The sequence below is a fragment of the Acidovorax sp. sic0104 genome, from assembly GCF_019219095.1.
GTDB lineage: Bacteria > Pseudomonadota > Gammaproteobacteria > Burkholderiales > Burkholderiaceae_C > Acidovorax.
In genome coordinates, this window is sequence record NZ_JAHUWH010000061.1 from 1 (window position 1) to 309 (window position 309).

The window sequence follows — 309 nt, forward strand, 5'->3', positions numbered from 1 at the left end:
GTTGGCTCGGCGCAATTCTTTGACCTCGCGCTCCAGCTCCTTGACCCGCTGGGCTTCGGCTGTGGTGACGCCTTCTCGCGTGCCTGCATCAACTTCGGCACGCTTGACCCACTCGTTCAGGGTCTGCGGCACGCAGCCAATCTTGGGGGCAATGGATTCGATGGCAGCCCACAGGGATGGGTACTCCCCGCGCTGCTCCTGCACCATCCTCACCGCGCGCTCACGCACCTCGGGCGAGAACTTGTTCGTCTTCTTCATGGCTCAATCCTCTCAGAGTGTTGAGCCTCCTCAAAAACCGGGGCGATTCAA

General features: G+C 61.2%; 1 protein-coding gene. It reads right to left on the bottom strand.

Features of this window, described 5'->3' with window-relative positions:
- A partial coding sequence (locus KW835_RS26670) for a transposase (RefSeq protein WP_218387760.1) occupies positions 1–258 on the bottom strand: 258 nt, incomplete at its 3' end.
- Positions 259–309: the final 51 nt, after the last annotated feature.